This is a genomic window from Flavobacterium channae, from assembly GCF_021172165.1.
In the GTDB taxonomy this organism is placed as follows: domain Bacteria; phylum Bacteroidota; class Bacteroidia; order Flavobacteriales; family Flavobacteriaceae; genus Flavobacterium; species Flavobacterium channae.
This window is the reverse complement of sequence record NZ_CP089096.1, coordinates 2,751,455-2,770,682: the sequence shown is the minus strand read 5'-3', so window position 1 is coordinate 2,770,682 and position 19,228 is coordinate 2,751,455. Positions and strand designations below refer to the sequence as shown.

Genomic DNA, 19,228 nt, shown 5'->3' with positions numbered 1-19,228 from the left:
ATGCAAAAAGGACGATATTCCAAATATATTAGACCTATAAGTATATTTACGGATTTGTTATTAATTTTAATATTAATCCCTTTTTTTTATAAAGGTTTAAATATTGATTATATTTTTTTCGCAATATATCTATTTTGTGTTTGGATTATTATTTCTTTTTTTTCAAAATTTTATGAAGTTTACAGGTTTACTACGCCTGTTGAAATATTAAGTAAGATTACCAAGCAAAGTGTCATTTTTGTTCTTTTTATAATTGCGTATTTTCCTTTTAATAAAGAATTTATATTTAGTGGTAAAGCAATTGCTCTCTATTCAATCAGTTTGTTTTCTATTATAATTGTCATCAAAAGTTTGTTTTTCTATTATTTAAAAAAATATAGAATAGTTACTGGAAACAATTTTAGAAATGCTATAATTATAGGATATTCAAACGAAGCAACAGATTTGAAAAAAATATTTGAAGAAAGACCTGATTATGGTTATCGTTTCAAAGGTTTTTTTTCCGACAAGAAAGAAAATGAGAACATCATTGGTAAAACAGATGAAATTAAACAATATTGTTTAGAAAACAAGATTGATGAAATTTATTGTTCTTTAAATGAAATTTCAAATGAAAAATTAAAAAGTTTAGTTGAATTTGGAGACGAGAATAATATTATACTGAAGTTTATACCAGATTCTAAAGCAATTTTTTCCAAAAATTTAAAAATTGATTATTACGAACTTTTTCCTGTGTTATCGCTTCAAAAAACAGCGTTACACGACCCTTTAATAAAAAACTTTAAAAGAGGATTTGATTTTATATTTTCTCTATTTGTAATTATATTAGTTTTATCATGGTTAACGCCTTTAATGGCCTTGTTAATAAAATTAGAATCTAGAGGACCTGTTTTTTTTAAACAAAGCAGACCAGGATTAGATGAGCAAGAATTTCTGTGTTATAAATTTAGATCGATGCAAGTTAATGTTACAACAGAAAAAGAAGCATCGAGAAATGATCCTAGAGTAACTCGTATAGGTCGTTTTATTAGAAAAACCAGTATCGATGAATTACCACAGTTTTTTAATGTTTTATTAGGCGATATGTCAGTTGTAGGGCCAAGACCTCATTTGTGGTCTCAGAATAAAAACTATGGAAATCGAATAAAAAAATATATGGTGCGCCATTATGTTAAACCAGGAATTACAGGTTTGGCACAAGTAAAAGGATGTAGGGGTGAGATAGAAACCGATAATGATATGATAAATCGAATAAAATACGATGTTTACTACATAGAAAATTGGTCTTTGTTGATGGACATTAAGATTATTATTCAAACGGTAGTTAATATTTTTAAAGGAGAGGAAAAAGCCTACTGATGAATCATGCTTTAGTTTCCATAATTACGCCGTCCTACAATTCTGCAAAATTTATTGCTGAAACCATTCAATCGGTACAAAATCAAACGTATCAAAACTGGGAAATGATTATTGTAGATGATGGTTCATCTGATGAAACGGAAACAGTAGTTTTATCTATTATCGAAAACGACAACCGTATCCAATTTCATAAATTAAGCCAAAATTCTGGTGCTGCTGTGGCTCGAAATACAGGAATTGAAAAAGCCTCTGGAGATTATATGACGTTTATTGATGCCGATGATATTTGGTTCCCAACCTTCATCGAAAACAATATCAAAACCATTCAAGAAACTGGAATTCCTTTTGTGTTTTCATCTTACAAAAGAGCCAATGAAAAATTAGAATTTGTGTATTCTGATTTTATAGTACCTCATAAGGTTTCCTATACCGATATTTTAAAATCTAATTCTATTAGTTGCTTAACTGCTTTTGTAGATATAAAAAAACTAGGAAAGAAATACATGCCATTAATTCGAAAACGTCAAGATATGGGATTGTGGTTGAATTATTTAAAAGTAATTCCATTTGCTTACGGAATTCAAGAAACACAAGCGATTTACAGAATTAGAGAAAATTCACTTTCCAGAAAAAAAACTGATTTAATAAAATACCAATGGCAATTTTATAGAGAAGTTGAAAAATTGAATGTTTTTCAATCGGCTTACTATATGTTACATTGGATGTATCGCGGTTTTATGAAGTATAGAAATTAAAGTAGTGATTGAAATTGCTTCAATTTTCCTCTTTTTGTGCGTTTCAAAACTTCTTTTCGGTTGTAAGTAAAATGTAATCCTGGCTCTAAATATTTTGCAATTGCTTTTTCAATTTCTTGAATTTGTTCTGAAGTCAATTCCACCGAACTCACATAATCAATCTCAAAACTATCTAATTTCGTTTGACGCACAATGAATTCTTTTACGTTTCCATCGTCTTCGATAATGCTTTTGGTTACGTAGTAAAAGGTTAATCCTGGTGATTTTTTTCCACTTGGTAAAAGCGCCACATCGCTGGTTCTTCCAATTAATTTTTTCAGAATGGGTTTTTTCAATGTGCTTTTTTCATCCAAAATCCCAGCATCGCCAATTTCATAACGAATAAAAGGATGTGCTTTGTTGTACAAGGAAGTAATCACCACTTTTCCTTCTTTTCCATACGGAACAGGTTGGTTGTTTTCATCTAAAATTTCCACAAATAAGGTTTCTGAATTTACTTGCCATTCGTCATTTGGATTTTGAAAAGCAATCAAGTCTAATTCCGAAGCACCATATTCATTCACAACTGGAATTCCTAAGTGTTTTTCAAGCAAGATTTTATCTTCTTCAAACAACATTTCCGATGTCACCATGCAAACTTTCAATGTTGGACAAACATCAGTTAAAATGATATTTCGTGCTTGTAAATATTTGCCAAAAAGCACAATTGAACTCGTATAACCATTGATGTAATCAAACTTTTTGGTTTTGAAATGTTCCAAAATATCATCTAAAATAGTATCCGACAAATCAAAAATTGGAAAGCGATATCTTTTGCTTAAAAAGTCTTTCAAACGTTCTTTTCTGTACCCAATAAAATCCAACGGAATTCCATAAAAACGCGCTTGATACGACGAATTAAAATCAACACCATACCAACCAAAACGATGAATAATCGAAGCCCAAGTAATAGCATGCGCTTCTTTATCCTTAGCAAAAACAAACGGATCACCACTCGAACCCGAAGTTTTATTTACGAAAACAGTTTTCTCAGAATAACATTTGGAAAGTCTATCTTTTAAAGGTTTTTGTAAATCTTTTTTGCTCAAAACGGGTAAATCATCCCAATTCTTAAATGAATTTTTCCCAACTAAATTTTGATAAAAAGCATTGTTTTTCAAATGAAATTCTACAATTTCTCGCTTTTTAGTTTCGAGATAATTGGGATAATCTGCCTCTGAAATTTGTAGAATTTTCTCAAAATCAGCCTGAGCTTTCACAATCGGAAAACCGCTTAATTTTAAAGAAAGATGAAACAAGTTGAACATTTGTTGGAATTTATCCAAAAGTAATAAATCTGAAAATAATCTTTCTTCTTTTTTCTTTTTTCTTTCTTCTTAAGAAATAGTACTTTTGCCAAACAACATAACAACACACAAAATGACTATTTTACTTCTTGGTTCTGGCGGTCGCGAACACGCACTAGCTTGGAAAATGCTTCAATCTTCAAAATGTACGTCTCTTTTTGTTGCTCCTGGAAATGCAGGAACAGCATCCATCGCAAAAAATGTGGATTTAAACCCAAATAATTTTGATGCTGTTAAAGCTTTTGTTCTACAAGAAAAAGTAGCAATGGTAGTAGTTGGACCAGAAGATCCATTGGTGTTAGGAATTTACGATTTCTTCAAAAATGATGCTGCACTTAACCATATTCCTGTAATTGGACCATCAAAAGTTGGTGCACAATTAGAAGGTAGTAAAGAATTTGCTAAAGAGTTTTTAGTAAAACACAACATTCCAACCGCTCGTTACGAAAGTTTCACTAAAGAAACCGTAGAGCAAGGTTGTAAATTTTTAGAAACTTTAGAAGCGCCATACGTTTTAAAAGCAGATGGATTAGCTGCTGGAAAAGGCGTTTTAATCTTATCGGATTTAGAAGAAGCGAAAACCGAATTACGAAATATGTTAGTTGGAGCTAAATTTGGACAAGCAAGTTCAAAAGTAGTTATCGAAGAATTTTTAGACGGAATCGAATTAAGCTGCTTCGTTTTAACCGACGGAAAATCATATAAAGTATTACCAACAGCAAAAGATTACAAGAGAATCGGAGAAGGCGATACAGGATTAAATACTGGCGGTATGGGTGCGGTTTCTCCAGTTCCATTTGCCGATGCGGTTTTATTAGAAAAAATCGAAACTCGAATTGTAAAACCAACCATCGCAGGTTTACAAAAAGACGGAATTGAATACAAAGGATTTGTTTTCATTGGATTAATCAACGTGAAAGGCGAACCAATGGTTATCGAATACAATGTTCGTATGGGCGATCCAGAAACAGAAGTGGTGATGCCAAGATTAAAAAGTGATTTAGTTGAAATTTTTGAAGCCATCGGAAATCAAGAATTAGATAAAATTACTTTGGAAATCGATGAAAGAGCAGCTACAACGATTATGGTTGTTTCAGGAGGTTATCCAGAAGATTACGAAAAAGGAAAAGAAATTTTCGGTTTAGAAAATATGACCGAGTCTATTCCATTTCATGCCGGAACAAAATTAGAAAACGGAAAAGTGGTAACTAACGGAGGTCGTGTAATTGCGGTAACTTCGTATGGAAATGACTTTCAAGAAGCCATAAAAAAATCTTATCAAAGTATAGCAAAACTACAATTTGATAAGATGTATTTTAGAAGAGATATTGGTAAGGATTTATAATCCTTGCTAATATCTTAAGATTATTTTAAAAATGAGTGTGCAGTAGTATCTTGTTCATCTTCATTGTTTGCTTTGAAGATGTTTAATTGCTTAATCCAATATGTCATTGCACCACAACAAATAATAATAAAAATCCAGTTTAAGATATTTGCAGTCCACCAATTAGTTAATTCTAGTTCTCTTAACCAATCCATTGGTAAGAATAAAAAATCTACGAAAAGTGATTGTATTCCTTCAAAAAATGATTTCATTTTGATAAAGTATTATATTTACACCACAAAAATATAAAATATTCGGATGTTAGCAAGCATTTTTAGTAAAACAAGACCATTTAATTATTTAGTAGTAGGTATTCTATCGCTTTTTTTCTTTTCTGTGAAGATAATTGCGTTAGCACAACCTAATGCTAATTGGATTTATTATGCTGAAGAATTTGGTTTGTATCTATTACTTTTTGGGTCATTATTCATTTTAAATTTCATTACCCTTAAGAACGGATTAACCAAAGGAAACAATTATGCGTTATTTTTATTCTTTGTTTTTCTTTTGTTCTTTTCCTCTATTTTCCAGAATAAAAACATCATTATTTCTAACTTTTTATTGCTTTTAGCATTAAGAAGATTAATTTCCTTGAAATCTTTATTGCAAACAAAAGAGAAAATTTTTGATGCTTCGTTTTGGATTTTCCTAGCGGCTTTATTTCACTTTTGGAGTATTTTTTACATTGTTTTGGTGTTCATAGCTATTATCCTTCACGTTTCAAAAGATTACCGAAATTGGATTATTCCTTTCATCGCTTTGTTTGCCGTAACCATTTTGTTCTTTCTAGCGAATAGTATTTTAGACAATACACTATTGAGTACACTGTTAGATAAAACGTATATCAGTTTTGATTTTTATTATTTCGAAAATGTTTACCAACGAATTGCTTTGGCCTTATTTACCTCAATAAGTTTGTTTTTCTTTGTAACGCATGTTTTTGATATACCAAATAAAGCTCTGAACATGCAATCGTCTCACAAAACCATTTTGTTTTCATTTATTCTTGGAGTTGGAATTTATTTACTTTCTGCCAATAAAAACAACGGATGTTTAGCGTTCTGTTTCGGACCTTTAGCTATAATTGGAGCCAATTTTATAGAGAAAATCGAAAACAATTGGGTGAAAGAAATTGTAGTTTATGCGTTATTAGGTTTGGGAATTTTCTTCTTTGTGATGCAATTATAATTTGATTCCGTAAGCTAAATCTCCAGCATAGCCTAAACCCGGAACAATGTAGTTGTGTTCGTTTAGTTTTTCATCCAAAGCCGCTACCCATAAGTGACAAGTTGAAGGAACGTTTTTCTCTAAATATTCAATTCCTTCTGGAGTTGCAATAACAACAGCAATATGAATCTCTTTAGGTTTTTGTTCCAAATGTAATTTGTGTAAAACTGCAACTAATGATTGTCCAGTGGCTAACATCGGGTCAATTAAAATTAAATTTTTTTCTTCGAATGATGGCGCTGCTTGATATTCTACTAAAATTTCAAACTTATCATCGTTGTTGTAATGATGACGGTAAGCAGAAACAAATCCGTTTTCTGCGTTGTCAAAAAAGCTCATAAAACCTTGATGCAAGGCCAAACCAGCACGTAAAATCGAACATAAAACGACAGGTTCTGCAATAGTTGTTGTGTGTTTGATGCCAAGAGGCGTTTGCACATCGATGTTTTTATAATCAAGTGTTTTGCTTAATTCATATGCCATTATTTCTCCAATACGTTCAATATTTTTTCGAAAACGCATGCTGTCTTTTTGGATGTTCACATCACGAATTTGAGCTAAAAAATGATTAAGAATACTGTTTTGTTCGGAGATATAATGAATGTGCATCGATTTTATTTTTTGTAATTCAGGATAAAAGTACAAAAAATCGCTATTTTTGTATCAATTTAAAAGAGATAATTATGTTTGCTGAATTTGCATTTCCCATTTTTGAACAAAGTATCAAAACGTATCACATTATTGACGATGTGTATCAACCAGTTGTAAATCCTTATGAAAAAGGGACAATTGAATATTTGTTGTTTGCAAAAAACTGGGTAGATACGGTGCAATGGCATTATGAAGATATCGTTCGTGATCCAAATATTGATCCGGTTGCCGCTTTAGATTTAAAACGTAAAATTGATGCTTCTAACCAAGTTCGTACGGATATGGTGGAATATATCGATAGTTATTTCTTAGATAAATACAAAGATGTTCAGGTAAAACCAAATGCAAAAATCAATACAGAAAGTCCAGCTTGGGCAATTGACCGTTTGTCGATTTTAGCTTTGAAAATTTATCACATGAACGAAGAAGCAACTCGTGCTGAAGCTACGGCTGAACACAGAGCAAAATGTCAAGAAAAATTGAATGTATTGTTAGACCAAAAGAACGATATGTTTACGTCAATCAGTCAATTAATCGAAGAAATTGAAGCGGGTGACAAATACATGAAAGTGTATAAACAAATGAAAATGTACAACGACGAGGAGTTAAATCCGGTGTTGTATCAAAATAAAAAATAGTCATCGTTTGATGTCTAAACCAAAACACATATTGGTAATAAGGCTCTCAGCCATGGGTGATGTTGCTATGACAGTTCCTGTGTTGAGAGCCTTAGTTTTGCAATATCCCGAAGTAAAAATCACAGTAGTTTCACGACCTTTTTTTCAGCCTTTTTTTGATGGAATTCCAAATGTGAATTTCTTTGGTGTGGATTTGAATAAACATCACAAAGGTTTTATCGGATTACTTCGATTATTTTCCGATTTGCGAAAATTAAATATTGATGTAGTTGCCGATTTACACAATGTACTTCGTTCTAAAGTTGTTCGAACCTTATTCGCTTTAAGCGGAAAAAAAGTCGCCGCAACCGATAAAGGAAGAACTGACAAGAAAGCCTTAACCAGTTTAACCAACAAAGTTTTTGCTCCAGTAAAATCAATGGTTGAAAGACATGTTGAAACGTTCAAGCAACTTGGATTTTCAGTTGATTTAACGAGTCCTAAATTTCCTAAAAAAGCAAATCTGTCGGATGAAATCATCTTAATTACTGGAAATAAAAACCAAAATTGGATTGGAATTGCGCCTTTTGCTCAATATGAAAGTAAAGTGTATCCAATTGATTTAATGCAAGAAGTAATTGATGGTTTAGCAGAAAATAAAAACCAAAAAATCTTCTTATTTGGTGGAGGCGACAAAGAAATTCAATTGTTAAATCAATTACAAAACCAACACGAAAATGTAATTGTTTTAGCTGGAAAACTAAAATTCAAGCAAGAATTAGAAGTGATTTCTAATTTAGACGTTATGCTTTCCATGGATTCCGGAAATGCACATATTGCAGCGATGATGGGTGTAAAAGTGATAACACTTTGGGGCGCCACACATCCTTATGCTGGTTTTAAACCATTCAATCAACTCGATGATTTTTGTTTGACTTCAGATAGAACTCAATATCCATTATTACCAACTTCTATTTATGGAAATAAAAAAGTGGAAGGTTATAAGGATGTGATGCGAACGATTTTGCCATCTCAAGTTATTGAAAAAATAAATTCCAATCTTACCTAGATAAAATTGGAATTTAGAATTTATTATTTGGAATTTCAACGATTATACATCATCAAAATCTATCTTAATAGTAGCTGTTGTTGGATGCGCTTGACATGCTAAAGTTAAACCTTCTGCAATTTCAGCATCGGTTAAAATTTGGTTCTTTTTCAAGACCGCTTCACCTTCTGTAATTCTACAAATACAACTGCTGCAAATTCCACCTTGACAAGAATACGGAACATCTAAACCTTGTTTCAAAGCCGCTTCTAATAATGTTTGCTTTTGACTCATTTCGAAAGTTGTTTCTTCATCATCAACTAAAATTGAAATTTTAGTGTGACCATCGGCGCTTACAACTGTTTCTCCTTCGCTTGAAGAGGTAGAGAATAATTCGAATTTAATATCTGAATCGGAAATATTATTTTCTTTTAAAGTGTCCGAAACCAAATTAATCATCTCTTCAGGTCCGCACAGATAAAATTTTGAAAATTCCATTTCGGCATGTTTGTTTTTCAAGATGAAATTCACCGTTGATTTATCAATTCGACCAGATAAAGCATTATCAGCCGTTGATTGACTGTACACATATTGCACAAACAAACGTCCTACATATTGTAACTGTAAATCATGTAATTGGTTGTGGAAAATGGTATCTTTTTCTGATTTATTTCCGTAAACCAAAACAAAAGTACTATTTGGTTCTTCTTCTAAAACCGATTTTAAAATCGAATAAACAGGTGTAATTCCGCTACCCGCCACGAAAGCCGCGTAATTTTTTTGACGTTCTGCTTTTGGTTCGAAAGTGAATTTTCCTTCTGGAGTTCCTACTTCGATTACATTCCCAACCGCTAATTTTTCATTGGCAAACTTAGTGAAGAATCCGTTTTGGATGGCTTTAACAGCAATTCGTAATTCGCCACTTTTTGGAGATGAGCAAATCGAATATGCTCTTCTAATTTCTTGTCCGTCAAGGGTGATTTTTAAGTTTACATATTGTCCTGCAACGAATTGGTAATATGATTTTAATTCGTCTGGAACATTAAAAAGAATCGAAACCGCATCGGCTGTTTCTTTGATGATTTCTTTAATGCTTAATTTATAAAATGATGACATGGTATTTTATTTTTTACAAAAATACTATTTATCAAGAAAATAGAAGATAGAATTTAGAAAATAGAGGTCAAAAAAATATACTTAAGAATATTATACATAAGAAAATTATGTATATATTTGTTTTGAAATTTTAGATTTATGAAAAATTCACAATTATATAAAGGTAGTTTAAACACCATCATTATGAAGCTTTTAGAAGAGCAAGGCCGAATGTATGGTTATGAAATTACGCAGAAAGTAAAAGAAATTACAAAGGGAGAATTGAACATCACCGAAGGTGCTTTGTATCCTGCTTTACACAAATTAGAAGCCGAGGGTTTACTGGATGTTGAGGTGGAAAAAGTAGACAATCGCCTAAGAAAATACTACAAGCTTACCGAAAAAGGCACCACAGAAACCGTAAATCGTTTAGCCGAATTGGAAGAATTCATCAAAAACATGCAAACGATTGTAAATCCTAAATTGAGTTATTAAGATGAAATTGACAGAAGAACAAATCACCTACATAGAGAACTACATCAAAAGTTTTGACATTAAATATTATGAAGTCTATATGGAAATTTTAGACCACATGATTTTGAGTGTGGAAGCTATTTTGGAAGAAAAAACAGAGATTTCTTTTGAAGATGCTGTGGTACAAGCGAAAAATGAAGGCTTTGGCAAAAAAGGGTTTAAAGGCATGATGGATGAAAAACTAAAATTAGCACAAAATCAAGCCAGAAGGCAAAACAACAAAATGATTAAGGAATATTTTACATTTCCTAAAATTGTGATGACTTTGTCTGTTTTTGTAGGTTATTTTGTTTTTTTGGGCTTTTTTGATGACCCTAAAAAAATCAACATCAATTGCATTGTTTTTATTGCATTATTGGCAATATTACAATTTGTTTATTTTTGGAAATTTAGAAAAATAAACAAATTGAATGTTTTAAAGACACAGGTTTTAAGTAATATGTATTTTTTGTCTTTTGCAGGGGTTAATATTACACAATTAATCTACAATTTAGGCAAAGAAACCCTCGATTTCAATCATATTCTAATGCGATTATTCATGACATCAGTTTTCACTTTTTCCTTGATTTCTTTATTGGTTTACATAGAAATTAGAAAGAAAACAATAGAGGAATTAAAAACTCAAATTTTTGTTTAAGATGATGTTGACCTCACAAAACATAAAATTTATAGACAACTACCTAAAAAACAGCGAAGTCATTTATTACGACATTCGCATGGAAATGCTCGACCATGTAGCGACGGCAGTAGAGCGAAAAATGCAAACCGAAAATTTAGATTTTTATGATGCTTTCAAAAGTTATATGGTGACGAATAAGAAGGAAATTTTGAAAGGAAATAAAGAAGAAGGATTATATTTTAAAGAACCTTTGAAAAAGTTTGTCTTATTTTCAATTCAACCAATTCAGATACTTTTAGCAATAGGTATTTTTTCTATAGTTTATTTTTTTTCTAATATATATGGGTTAAATGTATACTCAAATTATCTTTATCTATTCATAATTATAACTTATTTAATATTTGGCATTTCACATTTTTTACTAACTAAAAGAAAGAAATTCTATTACATTGATAGAAATTTTTCAATCATTTTTCTACTTTTTCAAATCGCAAATCCACTGCATAGAAATGCTAATGAAAATTTAGTAACTTTTGTTGTTTTTAATTCCAGTATATTATTTGTCTTTTTTGCTTTTCTCCGATTTTATTATTTAGAAATGAAGTCTTTTAAACAAAAAAATCGATTTTTATTCCAATGAAACTAACACCAGAACAAATAGAACGTCTTTACCAATTCACACGGCAACATTACGTGGAATGGTATGATTTACAAACGGAATTAGTAGATCATTTGGCTAATTCAATTGAAGCACAATGGCAAGAAAACCCTAAAGTTTCTTTTGAAGATGCTTTGCAAGTGGAATTCAAAAAATTTGGGGTTTTTGGGTTTATGACAGTTGTAGAAGAACGTCAAATTGCTTTAGGAAAAAAATACAATAAATTGGTTTGGAAACATTTTAAGTCGTTTTTTACAATTCCTAAAATAATTGGCACAGCTACTGTTTTTGCAATTTTAGTTCAGTTGATGTTGAAATTTGAACATGCTTATTTAATTATAATTCCAATTTTTGTGCTTTTTACTTTCTTGTTTTGGATTGGAATTGTAAAAATGTCAAGAAAAAACAAAAAAGAAGCGAAGCTTTCTGGAAAAAAATGGCTGTACAAAGACATCATTTTTGGATTAGGTTCATTCACAGGTTTTATTCCATTACCACTTCAGTTTGGATTACGAATAGAAGATACCGCTCAATTTGGTATAATTTCAGCTACAATTATTAGCGCAACGGTAGTTTGTTTTTTCTTATTGGGTTTTGTTATTCTTAAAATTATCCCATCAAAAGCAGAAGACTATTTAAAAGAAACCTATCCCGAATATGCATTAGAAAATGCCAATTAAACAAAAAGCCTACTTTATGAGTAGGCTTTCGTTTGTTATTCCATAAACAAGGCTTTTAATTCCGTTGCTTCGCTTGGTTTCATTTTTCCGGCTAAGACTAAGCTTAGTTGTTTTCTTCTTAATGCTGCGGCAAATCGCTCTTTTTCTAAATCGGTTTCAGGCACAATTGGTGGAACTGGAATTGGTCTTCCCGTTTCATCTACTGCTACAAAAGTATAAATCGCTTCGTTCGCTTTATTTTTAATTCCTGATTCACGGTCTTCAATCCAAACATCAATAAAAATTTCCATTGAAGTGTTGAATGTTCTAGAAACTTTGGCCTCTACAGTAACAACACTTCCTAACGGAATGGCTCTATTAAAAGCCACATGGTTTACAGATGCTGTAACGGTAATTCTTCTCGAATGTCTTCTTGCGGCAATACTCGCTGCTCTGTCCATACGCGCTAGCAATTCACCACCAAATAAGTTGTTTAATGGGTTCGTTTCACCTGGTAAAACTAAGTCGGTTAAAGTAGTTACCGATTCTGAAGGGAATTTTGGTTGCATTGTTTTTTTTGCAAAGATAAAGAGGAATTTTAAAATTAAATGCAAAAAAAAATCCCAAAATTGGGATTTCAATAATTATTACGCAAAGTGTTAAATTTTTATTCGATTAACAACCAAGCTTCCGCATTGTGCGATTTTTGAATGTTTTTTCTTTCAGTTTGAGCCTCGTTTAAGTTTTTGAAACTTCCGTAAACCACAGGATATAAATTGTGTTTGTTTATAGGAAGCATCTTAGCATTTTCAAAACCAGCGGCTTTTAATTCGGCAATAGCTTTGTTAGCATTCACTTCACTTCTATAAGCACCAGCTACCAAATGATAAGGCATTTTTTCTTCAACTGGAGCAGCTACACTTAATTCAACGGCTTCAACCGGAGCGCTAATTACAAAAGTCGCTTCTTGAATTTGTTGTTGTACTTTTTCTTGTACGTTTTTCTGAACCGCTAAAGTTTTAGTCTCAATTTGTTGATCGTAATACGTTTTATATCCAAAACCACCAGCGCCCAACATCACCACAAAAATAGCAGCATATTTCAAATACGAGTAATCTTTCTTTCTTTCAGGAGTAAAAATAATCGGAGTTTTTTCTTCTAAAGCTTCTACTTCTTGTTTTAAAATTTCTCTTGTAATTTCTGGAGAAACAAAAGGAGTTAATCCAAAAGAATCTGTTAAATAGTTTACCGTATTCGCCGGTTCAAAAACCCAATTCATTTCATTGTTAACCGAAATTTCGCCAATGTTTTTCAACACCACACGATTGCGGTTTTGTAACAAATACGTCCATTCGTTCACCACATCACCAATTTTGACTACGGCTAATTCGTATGACATTTTTTCTTGTAATGCCACATGATTTACCAATAAACCATCATTGTTTTTTACATTCACATTAAACGAAACCACTTTTTTAGGTGGAAAAAACGAACTTGCGCTTCCAGTAACGTTAGCGGACACAGTTTCGGTTAAAAACGCACCAAAGCCAGGAACAGTAACGCACTGATAACGATATAATAAGTCGGATATGTGTTTTTCTATCTGCATAACAACAAAGTTAGATAATCAATAGTAATATCAAAATTTTATCAACAAAAATTATTAACAATTCGCCATTGTGCTTATGTTTCTGTAAAAGAAAGCGTTATAAATTTCGATCTTTTATTTTATAATTTGGATTACAATTAAAAACTACTATTTTTGCTATCAATTATATATGCCAATTAAATTTTTTATACGCCATGACACAGTCAGATTTGTACTACACGCTTGCGTTGATGCAAGTGGAAGGAGTGGGCGATGTAATCGCTAAAAAACTCATCCAAAATTGCGGAAATGCCGCTGAAGTTTTTGCTTCAAAAAAATCACATCTTCAAACAATTGACGGAATTGGTTCGGTCGTAATCAAAAATTTGCAAGACAAATCGGTTTTTGCAAAAGCAGAATCAGAGTTACAATTCATTTCCAAAGAAAATATTTCTACTACGTATTTTCAATCAGAAAATTATCCCGAAAGATTAAAACATTGCTTTGATTGTCCTGTTCTTTTGTTTCAAGCAGGGAATATCGATTTACAAAATCGAAGAATAATCAGTATTGTAGGAACGCGCCAAATTACAACCTATGGGATGGAGTTTACCAAAAGACTAATTGAAGATATTACGCCATTAAATCCAATCATTGTAAGCGGTTTTGCTTATGGAGTTGATATTTATGCACATCAAATAGCGATGGATTGTGGATTGCAAACAATAGGTGTTTTGGCGCACGGATTGAATCAAATTTATCCTAAAGTACATAAAAAGTACATGGTAAAAATGGAACAAAATGGCGGTTTTTTAACTGAATTTTGGAGTACGAGCAAGCCAGATAAAGAAAATTTTATAAAAAGAAATAGAATAGTGGCAGGTATTAGCGAAGCTACTATTGTTATAGAAAGTGCCGAAAAAGGAGGTTCGTTGGTTACGGCAAATTTGGCTAACGAATACAACCGAGATGTTTTTGCAGTACCTGGGAGAATTTCAGACAAATACAGTCAAGGTTGTAATAATTTGATTAAAACACAGCGAGCTAATCTACTTTCTTCAGCGGCAGATTTGGTTTATATCCTTAATTGGGAATTACAACGCGAATCACAAAAAGTAGTACAAAAACAATTATTCATTACATTAACCGAAGAGGAGCAAACCATTTACAATTATCTTCAAAGAACGGGAAAAGAACTTATGGATATTATTGCACTAGAATGCGATTTTCCTATTTACAAGATTTCCACCATTTTATTAAATATGGAACTAAAAGGAATTATTAGACCATTACCAGGAAAGATGTTTGAGTTGGTGTAAATTTAGGACTCAAAATGTTATAAATTTTATGGTTTTGTTATAAAATTTAATCGATTTATATTTTTTAAAATAAAAGCAGTACTTTAGTAAAAAAGATTTTTTAGCATGTATACGCTTCCAAAAATTGAGCGATTTAATCAAAGTGTCGCTTCAAAATACAACATTTATAACAGTGTTTTTATCACTTTACCTTTCGACGAAATTAACAACACCGGTGTTTTGTTGCCTTTGTTTGCAGAGGTTTGCGAAAATGGATTTAAAAACCATCATAGCCCAGAAGAGATTTTTGACACATTTGTTTCAAAATATTTAGACAATCCAACACAGCACGAAAAGGAAACGTTGATGTTCCGTTTTATTCAATATATAGAAAGACAAGTTGTTCTTTTTGATGCTATTGAAGATGCAGCTTTTGCTGTTGTGAATAATTTGGAAGGAAGAGGTTCGCTTCGTGATATGAAAGAAAATGCGGAACAAAAAAACAAACAAGCCGATTTAAAAGAATTTTTAAATAGTTTTAAAATACGAACTGTTTTAACAGCGCATCCCACACAATTTTACCCAGGTTCAGTTTTGGGAATTATAACCGACTTAACCGAAGCTATCCGACTAAACGATTTAAATTCTATAAAAGAATTATTGGCGCAATTAGGAAAAACACCTTTTATTAAAAAAGAAAAACCTACGCCTTTTGATGAAGCGGTTAGTTTAATATGGTATTTGGAAAATGTATTTTATGAAACAGCTGGTGCCATGATGCAATACATCCAAAAGAACATTTTAAATGGCGAATTACCTAAAAACGACATTTTAAATCTTGGTTTTTGGCCTGGTGGCGATAGAGACGGAAATCCTTTTGTTACCACGGAAATCACTTTAAAAGTTGCTGATCGTTTACGAACTTCTATCTTAAAAAGTTATTATACTGATATTAGAAAATTAAAACGAAAACTTACTTTCTTAGGAGTCGATACCATAATCGCGGAAATTGAAAGCAAGTTGTATCGTTCTGTTTTTTATTCTCAGGGTGAATTATTTATTTCATTAGAAGAATTAAATCAAAAGTTATTAGAAGTAAAGCAATTGGTAACCGAAAAGCATCAGTCGTTATATATTGATGAAATCGATTTATTATTGAACAAATTAAATTTATTTGGTTTCCATTTTGCAACATTAGATATTCGTCAGAACAGTAAAATTCATGCAAAATTTTTTGATGCTATCATTGCTAACAAAAAATCAAGTTTCCCTGAAAATTACAAGAGCTTAACCGAAAACGAGAAAATACAATTTTTATCAGATGTTTCGTCTAATTTAGAAGTTACTGATTTTGATGACGAAATGGTAAAATCAACTATCGGATCAATTCGAGCAATGAAAACCATACAAGAAAATAATGGAGAAAGAGCTTGTAATCGATACATCATTAGTAATAACGAAAGTGCTTTGCATGTTTTCGAAACTCTAAGTATGTTCCATTTGTGTGGTTGGCAAAACCCTACAGTTGATATTGTACCACTTTTTGAATCGGTAGACGATTTAGAAAAAGCGGATCAGGTAATGGAAAAATTGTATACCAATCCTACTTATGCCAAACATTTACAACAACGCGGAAATGAACAAACCATTATGCTAGGTTTTTCCGATGGAACAAAAGATGGTGGTTATTTAATGGCCAATTGGGGTATATACAAAGCAAAAGAAGCACTAACTGCAATTTCAAGAAAATATGATATTAAGGTAGTGTTTTTTGATGGTCGTGGTGGACCTCCAGCTCGTGGTGGTGGTAAAACCAATAAGTTTTATGCTTCTTTAGGTCCAACGATTGAAAACCAACAAATTCAACTTACGGTTCAAGGGCAAACCATTAGTTCTAATTTTGGAACCTTAGATTCTTGTCGTTATAATTTAGAGAATTTATTAAGTGCTGGAGCAAGTAATCAGGTATTTACTAAAACCGAAAATGAGTTAACGGCTGAAGAAAAAGTAGTTTTACAAAAACTTTCAGAAATTAGCTATCAGAAATACGTTGATTTTAAAAATCACGAGATGTTTGTGCCTTATTTGGAACGAATGAGTACGTTGAATTATTACGCAAAAACCAATATTGGAAGTCGCCCTTCAAAAAGAAATGCTTCTGATAAATTGAATTTTGCCGATTTAAGAGCCATTCCTTTTGTAGGTTCGTGGAGTCAATTGAAGCAAAACGTTCCTGGTTTTTATGGCGTAGGAACAGCTTTGAAAATTTATGAAGAAAACAACGAATGGCAAAAAGTTTCCGATTTATACCACAATTCGTTATTCTTTAAAACCCTTATAGAAAACAGTATGATGGCATTGAGCAAATCGTTCTTTCCGTTAACTGCTTATATGAAAAACGACAAAGAGTTTGGCGAATTTTGGCAACTGATTTACACCGAGTTTTTAGAAACCAAACGTTTGTTATTAAAACTTTCGGGATACAAAGAACTAATGGAAAACTATCCAGACGGGAAAGCTTCCGTTGAACTTCGTGAGAAAATCGTGTTACCTCTTTTAACCATTCAGCAATATGCGTTATTAAAAATCAAAGAATTAAAAGAGAGCAAAAACCCAGATGAAAAACAAATTGAGGTATACGAAAAAATTGTAACACGTTCGTTGTTTGGAAATATTAATGCAAGCAGAAATTCGGCTTAGTTTTTGTGTTTGAAAAGAAAATTCAATGTTTATGCAAAAACTAGTAGTGTTAACGTTATTTTCTTTTTTCTTACTTTCTTGTACTGAGAAGGAAAAAACCTATGAAGAATTAGAAGCGGAAGTTTTGTGTGATGTGTTGCCGGAGGTTGCTAAATATGAATTGGAAAACTATTTTTTGTATTATCGACTTGAATCTCTACAAATTGATAGCACCAAAATTGAAGACAAGAAATATTTAAAAAAAATAAGAGATGAAAAAATTTCTAATATTATAAGTTTATTGAATGAATACAAAAAAGTTGAGATTGGAGTTTTAGATACTTTATATACTGCAAATAAAGTAAAAGAGGATAAAAATAATTATAAATTTGATTCATTAGGAGTTAGAGGATTAGATATAAAAGAATTTGAAAAATCCAATCTTAAAGTCCATTTAGTAAACTATAAAAACACTTTTGAAGGAGATGAAAGGAACTCTGAAACCCCTTTATTATTTTTATGTAGAGTTCTTATTAGTAAAAATGAAAATACAGCTAGATTTTCAGTTTATAAGTATTATGGTGGTTATGATGTAATTTGTTCCTTTTCAAAAGAAAACCAAAAATGGATTGTAAAAGAAATCATTAAAGAATAAAAAACCTCAAAATTTATACATCTAAACTTTGAGGTTTTTAATTTAATAGGAATTGGTTCTTAATATCCCAACTTCTCTCTTACTCTTTTCAAAACACCATTTGCTACTTCACCAGCTTTTGCAGCGCCTTCTAACAACAAACGATCTACTTCTTCTAAGTTGTTGATGTAGTAATTGTATTTTTCTCTAATTGGACCAAACTTGTCTAAAATCAATTCAAACAATTCTTGTTTGGCATGACCATAGCCATAATTTCCACCTAAATAATTAGCTCTCATTACTTCAGTTTGTTCAGGAGTTGCTAATATTTTATATAATGCAAAACAATTACAAGTGTCTGGGTTTTTTGGTTCCTCTAGTGGTGTACTATCGGTTTGAATTCCCATAATTTGTTTACGAAGCGCTTTATCATCTAAAAAGATATTGATAAAATTGTTTGCCGATTTACTCATTTTTCCACCATTTGTTCCAGGAACATACATGGTTTCTTCACTTGTTTTTCCTTCTGGTAATACAAAGGTTTCTCCCATTTGATGGTTAAAACGCGAAGCAACATCTCTGGTAATTTCGATATGTTGTAATTGGTCTTTTCCTACTGGTACAATATTGGCATCATACAATAAAATATCGGCCGCCATTAACATTGGATACGTAAATAATCCAGCATTTACATCTTCTAATCGATCAGCTTTATCTTTGAAAGAATGTGCTAATGTTAATCGCTGAAACGGAAAGAAACAACTCAAATACCAAGACAATTCTGCTGTTTGTGGTACATCAGATTGACGGTAGAAAATGACTTTATCAGTATTTAATCCGCAAGCAAGCCAAGTTGCTGCCGTACTATAGGTATTTTGTCTTAATTCTGCTCCATTTTTGATTTGCGTAATTGAGTGCAAATCGGCAATGAAAAGAAATGATTGATTATCAGGATTTTCTGCCATTTTAATTGCAGGTAAAATTGCTCCTAATAAGTTTCCTAAGTGAGGCGTTCCTGTACTTTGAACTCCGGTTAAAATTTTTGCCATTATTAAACTAATTTTTGCAAATGTAATC

The 19,228-nt window shown here is 31.7% G+C and carries 20 protein-coding genes; 13 read left to right on the top strand and 7 right to left on the bottom strand.

Annotation, left to right across the window (positions count from 1 at the left end):
- Both LOS89_RS12890 and LOS89_RS12885 read left to right on the top strand, forming a co-directional pair.
- Positions 1-1,359 (top strand): undecaprenyl-phosphate glucose phosphotransferase, encoded by a 1,359-nt coding sequence (locus LOS89_RS12890; RefSeq protein WP_231835645.1) that lies wholly within the window; start codon positions 1-3, stop codon positions 1,357-1,359.
- On the top strand, positions 1,359-2,114 hold the full coding sequence (locus LOS89_RS12885; protein WP_231835644.1) for a glycosyltransferase family 2 protein: 756 nt from the start codon (positions 1,359-1,361) through the stop codon (positions 2,112-2,114). The genes LOS89_RS12890 and LOS89_RS12885 overlap by 1 nt, the downstream gene beginning before the upstream one ends.
- Here the strand turns inward: LOS89_RS12885 and LOS89_RS12880 are convergent.
- A complete protein-coding gene (locus LOS89_RS12880) occupies positions 2,111-3,421 on the bottom strand; it encodes a phenylacetate--CoA ligase family protein (protein ID WP_231837085.1) in 1,311 nt (436 codons plus the stop codon). The genes LOS89_RS12885 and LOS89_RS12880 overlap by 4 nt on opposite strands.
- 112 nt (positions 3,422-3,533) lie before the next feature.
- Here LOS89_RS12880 and purD point away from each other — a divergent pair, with 112 nt between their 5' ends.
- Positions 3,534-4,805 carry a phosphoribosylamine--glycine ligase gene (purD, locus tag LOS89_RS12875; RefSeq protein ID WP_231835643.1) on the top strand — a complete coding sequence of 424 codons (1,272 nt, stop codon included), beginning with the start codon at positions 3,534-3,536 and terminating at the stop codon, positions 4,803-4,805.
- A 20-nt stretch (positions 4,806-4,825) separates the two neighbouring features.
- Here purD and LOS89_RS12870 read toward each other — a convergent pair whose 3' ends face one another.
- On the bottom strand, positions 4,826-5,056 hold the full coding sequence (locus LOS89_RS12870; RefSeq protein WP_133609015.1) for a DUF6341 family protein: 231 nt from the start codon (positions 5,054-5,056) through the stop codon (positions 4,826-4,828).
- A 46-nt stretch (positions 5,057-5,102) separates the two neighbouring features.
- On the opposite strand from LOS89_RS12870, the gene LOS89_RS12865 reads away from it, so the two are divergent.
- On the top strand, positions 5,103-6,032 hold the full coding sequence (locus LOS89_RS12865; protein WP_231835642.1) for a DUF6427 family protein: 930 nt from the start codon (positions 5,103-5,105) through the stop codon (positions 6,030-6,032).
- On the opposite strand, the gene upp is transcribed toward LOS89_RS12865, so the two are convergent.
- Positions 6,027-6,680 carry a uracil phosphoribosyltransferase gene (gene upp / locus LOS89_RS12860; protein ID WP_231835641.1) on the bottom strand — a complete coding sequence of 218 codons (654 nt, stop codon included), beginning with the start codon at positions 6,678-6,680 and terminating at the stop codon, positions 6,027-6,029. The genes LOS89_RS12865 and upp overlap by 6 nt on opposite strands.
- 74 nt (positions 6,681-6,754) lie before the next feature.
- On the opposite strand from upp, the gene LOS89_RS12855 reads away from it, so the two are divergent.
- Both LOS89_RS12855 and LOS89_RS12850 read left to right on the top strand, forming a co-directional pair.
- Positions 6,755-7,360, top strand: a complete 606-nt coding sequence (locus LOS89_RS12855; RefSeq protein WP_231835640.1) for a DUF4254 domain-containing protein — start codon at positions 6,755-6,757, stop codon at positions 7,358-7,360.
- Between the two features lie 10 nt (positions 7,361-7,370).
- Positions 7,371-8,408: a glycosyltransferase family 9 protein gene (locus LOS89_RS12850; RefSeq protein WP_231835639.1), complete on the top strand. Its 1,038-nt coding sequence runs from the start codon at positions 7,371-7,373 to the stop codon at positions 8,406-8,408.
- A gap of 42 nt (positions 8,409-8,450) precedes the next feature.
- On the opposite strand, the gene LOS89_RS12845 is transcribed toward LOS89_RS12850, so the two are convergent.
- Complete coding sequence (locus tag LOS89_RS12845) at positions 8,451-9,503, bottom strand: ferredoxin--NADP reductase (protein WP_231835638.1); 1,053 nt, start codon at positions 9,501-9,503, stop codon at positions 8,451-8,453.
- 138 nt (positions 9,504-9,641) lie between these two features.
- On the opposite strand from LOS89_RS12845, the gene LOS89_RS12840 reads away from it, so the two are divergent.
- From LOS89_RS12840 to LOS89_RS12825, 4 genes are read left to right on the top strand one after another with little or no spacing between them, the layout of a single operon-like run.
- Complete coding sequence (locus LOS89_RS12840) at positions 9,642-9,977, top strand: PadR family transcriptional regulator (RefSeq protein ID WP_073581536.1); 336 nt, start codon at positions 9,642-9,644, stop codon at positions 9,975-9,977.
- 1 nt (position 9,978) lies between these two features.
- Complete coding sequence (locus LOS89_RS12835; protein WP_231835637.1) at positions 9,979-10,653, top strand: hypothetical protein; 675 nt, start codon at positions 9,979-9,981, stop codon at positions 10,651-10,653.
- 1 nt (position 10,654) lies between these two features.
- On the top strand, positions 10,655-11,275 hold the full coding sequence (locus LOS89_RS12830) for a hypothetical protein (RefSeq protein ID WP_231835636.1): 621 nt from the start codon (positions 10,655-10,657) through the stop codon (positions 11,273-11,275).
- On the top strand, positions 11,272-11,973 hold the full coding sequence (locus LOS89_RS12825) for a hypothetical protein (RefSeq protein WP_231835635.1): 702 nt from the start codon (positions 11,272-11,274) through the stop codon (positions 11,971-11,973). Before LOS89_RS12830 ends, LOS89_RS12825 begins: the two co-directional genes overlap by 4 nt.
- A 35-nt stretch (positions 11,974-12,008) precedes the next feature.
- Here the strand turns inward: LOS89_RS12825 and LOS89_RS12820 are convergent, their stop codons facing one another.
- Together LOS89_RS12820 and LOS89_RS12815 are read right to left on the bottom strand one after the other, a co-directional pair.
- Positions 12,009-12,521 (bottom strand): acyl-CoA thioesterase, encoded by a 513-nt coding sequence (locus tag LOS89_RS12820; protein ID WP_231835634.1) that lies wholly within the window; start codon positions 12,519-12,521, stop codon positions 12,009-12,011.
- Between the two features lie 98 nt (positions 12,522-12,619).
- Positions 12,620-13,561: an HU domain-containing protein gene (locus LOS89_RS12815; RefSeq protein WP_231835633.1), complete on the bottom strand. Its 942-nt coding sequence runs from the start codon at positions 13,559-13,561 to the stop codon at positions 12,620-12,622.
- 194 nt (positions 13,562-13,755) lie between these two features.
- Between LOS89_RS12815 and dprA the strand changes: the two genes are divergently transcribed.
- The 3 genes from dprA to LOS89_RS12800 all read left to right on the top strand — a co-directional run bounded on the left by dprA (position 13,756) and on the right by LOS89_RS12800 (position 18,172).
- A complete protein-coding gene (gene dprA, locus LOS89_RS12810; protein ID WP_231835632.1) occupies positions 13,756-14,859 on the top strand; it encodes a DNA-processing protein DprA in 1,104 nt (367 codons plus the stop codon).
- Positions 14,860-14,964: 105 nt separating this feature from the next.
- Positions 14,965-17,538, top strand: coding sequence for a phosphoenolpyruvate carboxylase (locus LOS89_RS12805; RefSeq protein WP_231835631.1), 2,574 nt, complete (start codon positions 14,965-14,967; stop codon positions 17,536-17,538).
- A 31-nt stretch (positions 17,539-17,569) separates the two neighbouring features.
- Positions 17,570-18,172, top strand: coding sequence for a hypothetical protein (locus LOS89_RS12800; RefSeq protein WP_231835630.1), 603 nt, complete (start codon positions 17,570-17,572; stop codon positions 18,170-18,172).
- 59 nt (positions 18,173-18,231) lie between these two features.
- On the opposite strand, the gene trpS is transcribed toward LOS89_RS12800, so the two are convergent.
- On the bottom strand, positions 18,232-19,200 hold the full coding sequence (gene trpS, locus LOS89_RS12795) for a tryptophan--tRNA ligase (protein WP_231835629.1): 969 nt from the start codon (positions 19,198-19,200) through the stop codon (positions 18,232-18,234).
- Between the last annotated feature and the right edge of the window lie 28 nt (positions 19,201-19,228).

Excerpts from the sequence above, each read along its gene's own strand:
- LOS89_RS12890 (WP_231835645.1), top strand. The coding sequence starts at position 1 with ATGCAAAAAGGACGATATTCCAAATATATTAGACCTATAAGTATATTT.
- LOS89_RS12885 (WP_231835644.1), top strand. The coding sequence starts at position 1,359 with ATGAATCATGCTTTAGTTTCCATAATTACGCCGTCCTACAATTCTGCA.
- LOS89_RS12880 (WP_231837085.1), bottom strand. The coding sequence starts at position 3,421 with ATGTTCAACTTGTTTCATCTTTCTTTAAAATTAAGCGGTTTTCCGATT.
- purD (WP_231835643.1), top strand. The coding sequence starts at position 3,534 with ATGACTATTTTACTTCTTGGTTCTGGCGGTCGCGAACACGCACTAGCT.
- LOS89_RS12870 (WP_133609015.1), bottom strand. The coding sequence starts at position 5,056 with ATGAAATCATTTTTTGAAGGAATACAATCACTTTTCGTAGATTTTTTA.
- LOS89_RS12865 (WP_231835642.1), top strand. The coding sequence starts at position 5,103 with ATGTTAGCAAGCATTTTTAGTAAAACAAGACCATTTAATTATTTAGTA.
- upp (WP_231835641.1), bottom strand. The coding sequence starts at position 6,680 with ATGCACATTCATTATATCTCCGAACAAAACAGTATTCTTAATCATTTT.
- LOS89_RS12855 (WP_231835640.1), top strand. The coding sequence starts at position 6,755 with ATGTTTGCTGAATTTGCATTTCCCATTTTTGAACAAAGTATCAAAACG.
- LOS89_RS12850 (WP_231835639.1), top strand. The coding sequence starts at position 7,371 with ATGTCTAAACCAAAACACATATTGGTAATAAGGCTCTCAGCCATGGGT.
- LOS89_RS12845 (WP_231835638.1), bottom strand. The coding sequence starts at position 9,503 with ATGTCATCATTTTATAAATTAAGCATTAAAGAAATCATCAAAGAAACA.
- LOS89_RS12840 (WP_073581536.1), top strand. The coding sequence starts at position 9,642 with ATGAAAAATTCACAATTATATAAAGGTAGTTTAAACACCATCATTATG.
- LOS89_RS12835 (WP_231835637.1), top strand. The coding sequence starts at position 9,979 with ATGAAATTGACAGAAGAACAAATCACCTACATAGAGAACTACATCAAA.
- LOS89_RS12830 (WP_231835636.1), top strand. The coding sequence starts at position 10,655 with ATGATGTTGACCTCACAAAACATAAAATTTATAGACAACTACCTAAAA.
- LOS89_RS12825 (WP_231835635.1), top strand. The coding sequence starts at position 11,272 with ATGAAACTAACACCAGAACAAATAGAACGTCTTTACCAATTCACACGG.
- LOS89_RS12820 (WP_231835634.1), bottom strand. The coding sequence starts at position 12,521 with ATGCAACCAAAATTCCCTTCAGAATCGGTAACTACTTTAACCGACTTA.
- LOS89_RS12815 (WP_231835633.1), bottom strand. The coding sequence starts at position 13,561 with ATGCAGATAGAAAAACACATATCCGACTTATTATATCGTTATCAGTGC.
- dprA (WP_231835632.1), top strand. The coding sequence starts at position 13,756 with ATGACACAGTCAGATTTGTACTACACGCTTGCGTTGATGCAAGTGGAA.
- LOS89_RS12805 (WP_231835631.1), top strand. The coding sequence starts at position 14,965 with ATGTATACGCTTCCAAAAATTGAGCGATTTAATCAAAGTGTCGCTTCA.
- LOS89_RS12800 (WP_231835630.1), top strand. The coding sequence starts at position 17,570 with ATGCAAAAACTAGTAGTGTTAACGTTATTTTCTTTTTTCTTACTTTCT.
- trpS (WP_231835629.1), bottom strand. The coding sequence starts at position 19,200 with ATGGCAAAAATTTTAACCGGAGTTCAAAGTACAGGAACGCCTCACTTA.